2 protein-coding genes and 1 pseudogene are annotated in these 2,551 nt (G+C 72.2%); 1 reads left to right on the forward strand and 2 read right to left on the reverse strand.

Annotated elements, in window-relative coordinates:
• Positions 1–190: pseudogene (locus tag ACLEQD_RS41175) on the reverse strand (hypothetical protein); the annotation flags it as partial.
• A gap of 227 nt (positions 191–417) precedes the next feature.
• Positions 418–2,052 carry a murein biosynthesis integral membrane protein MurJ gene (murJ, locus tag ACLEQD_RS41180; RefSeq protein WP_410391379.1) on the reverse strand — a complete coding sequence of 545 codons (1,635 nt, stop codon included), beginning with the start codon at positions 2,050–2,052 and terminating at the stop codon, positions 418–420.
• Positions 2,053–2,253: 201 nt separating this feature from the next.
• Between murJ and ACLEQD_RS41185 the strand changes: the two genes are divergently transcribed.
• Positions 2,254–2,551, forward strand: a 298-nt coding sequence (locus ACLEQD_RS41185; protein WP_410391380.1) for a ferritin family protein, incomplete at its 3' end; no start/stop codon positions are given.

Genomic DNA, 2,551 nt, shown 5'->3' on the forward strand with positions numbered 1-2,551 from the left:
CGTCGCGCGGACCGCGCTCGCCGCGGCCCGGGCCGCTCTTCTCGTCGCGGCCACCACGGCCACCGCCGCGCTCGTTGCCCTGGCCCCCCGAAGGGATGCCCAGCATCACGTCGCCAAACGTGGCCTTCGGCTTCTTGGGACCGAAACCGCCAGGACCGCCCGAATTACCGCCGCTCTTCTCGTCGCTCACTGCCGAGACCTTCCGTTGACGATTTCGACCCGGGACTTCCTTGAAGTCAGGGCCTCTTGAAAAAGGCGGCGCACTCTACACGCGCGCCATGCCCGGAGGAAGCCGCATACGGCCATCCCCCTAAAATTCGGCCTCCTATCGCAACGGAGAGGGGCCTGTCGTGCATTCCGTTCGAGCGCCCAGCCACCGCCTGGAAGGCAGCCGTCCCACCGGGCGCCGCGCCGCGTCTACCGGGCGAGCCCCAGCTTCCGGCCCACCTTGCGGAAGACGGCGCCCGCCTCCGGGACGCCCAGCGCGGCGGACACCGCGAAGTAGACGACCCCGAAGGGCACCGCCGTCGCCAGGAGCCCCAGCACCGGGTGCAGCCGGGGCGGCACGAGCAGCGCCCCGCCCCACTCCACGCCCACCCCGGGCATGGGGCCCAGGAGGCCGGTGAGGCCCTGTTTGACGGCCAGCGCCACGAGCCCGCCCACCACCGCCGCGCCGTACAGCCGGGGCAGCAGCCCCGCCGGCAGGCCCACGGGCCCGACCATGGAGCGCAGCTTGCGGCGCAGGAGCGTGGTCTCCACCCAGGCCACGATGCCGCTGGACAGGGTGAGGAAGGCCGCGCCCAGCTCCCGGGGCAGCCCCAGCCGCTCCGGCAGCCACAGCGCCAGGAACCACGCCTTCACGGTGCCCAGGGCCACGCGCACGATGGCGTAGCGCAGGGGCGTCTTCGGATCCTTCAGCGCGTAGAAGGCGGACGCGTAGAGCCGGCCCACGGTGGAGGCCACCAGGCCCACCGCCGCGCCCATCAGCAGGTACCAGAGGTAGCGCGAGTCCGCCGCGCCGAAGCGGCCCGTCTGCAGGAGCGCGCCGCTCACCAGGTCCCCCAGGAACAGCAGCGCGGCGGCGGACGGCACCACCCAGAAGGCGATGCGCCGCGAGCCCGCGTCGATGCGGCTTCGCAGCTTCGCGTGCGCCTGGGCCTCCCCTTCCGCCGTGGCGCGCGCCATCTCCGGCAGCTCCGCCGCGGACACCGCCATGCCGAAGAGGCTCACCGGGATGAGGTAGATGGTCTGCGCGTAGAGCAGCGAGGACAGCGCGCGGTTGGAGATGAGCGACGCGAATGCGGTGTCCACCCACGCGCTGAACTGCACCACGCCCCGCCCCAGCACCACCGGGCCGAAGTTCTTCAGCACCTGGCGCACCGACGCGCTCGCCAGCGACACCACCGGGCGGAAGCGGCCCAGCAGGCGCATCACCGTGGGCACCTGCACCGCGAACTGGAGGAAGCTGCCCAGCACGACGCCGTAGGCCAGCCACTCCGTCAGGGCCTCCTCCGCGACGCGGCCGCCGGCCGTGTACCGGCCGCCCATCACCAGCAGCGTGGCGATGATGACGATGTTCCACACCACCGGCGCCAGGTAGGACAGCAGGAAGCGCCGGTGGCTGTTGAGGATGCCCAGGCACCACGCGCTCAGCACCAGGAAGCCCGTGCCGGGGAACAGGATGCGCACCAGCCGCACGGCCAGGTCGCGCTCGCCGCCCTCGAAGCCCGGCGCGATGAGGTCCACGAACAGGGGCGTGGCCAGCATCCCCAGCGCCACCATCACGCCCGTGGCCAGGGCCAGCAGGCCGAACACCGCGCCCGCGACCCGGTCCGCCTCGTCCGCGTCCTTCTTGCCCAGGAGCTGGGCGTAGACGGGGATGAAGGAGCCGGACAGCACGCCCTCGCCAAAGAGGTTCTGGAGGAAGTTGGGGATGCGCAGCGCGGCCTTGAAGACGGCGGCGGCCTCCGCGTTGCCCAGGTAGTGCGCGAAGACGCGCTCGCGCACCAGGCCCATCAGCCGCGACGCCAGGATGCCGATGCCCACCAGCATCGCGCCCCGCCCTCCCGCGCTGCGTTCAGGGACGGACGTTGGGGGAGCGGCCGGAGGACCGGATGGGGGCGGCGATGCGGGAGCGGGGGCGGTCACGAAGGGGCGGACTCTACGTCCGGCGTTCTTGGGCATGCAGCAGGAAACCCTTCGACCGCTGTTTCACTTGACGGTCACTCCCCGGGTTGCGAGGGTCCGCTCCCAATGGCCGGAAAGTCCGACACCGAGCGGTCCGACGTCGCGCGCATCCGCGCCGTGCTGGCACGCGAGCTCGAGACCATCAACGAGTACGAGGCCTACGCCGAGGACTCCTCCAATCCGGAGGTCCGCGCCTTCTTCCTCCACCTGGCGGAGGAGGAGAAGGAGCACGTGTCCGAGGCCACCCACATGCTCCGGATGCTCGACAAGGGCCAGGACACGCACTTCGCGAAGCCCTTCGTCCCGGGCCACTTCCAGGCCGCCGTGGCGGGCGCCCCCGCGGAGCCCGCCCTGCCCGCGGCCG

The organism is Corallococcus sp. 4LFB, assembly GCF_046520365.1.
Lineage (GTDB): Bacteria > Myxococcota > Myxococcia > Myxococcales > Myxococcaceae > Corallococcus > Corallococcus caeni.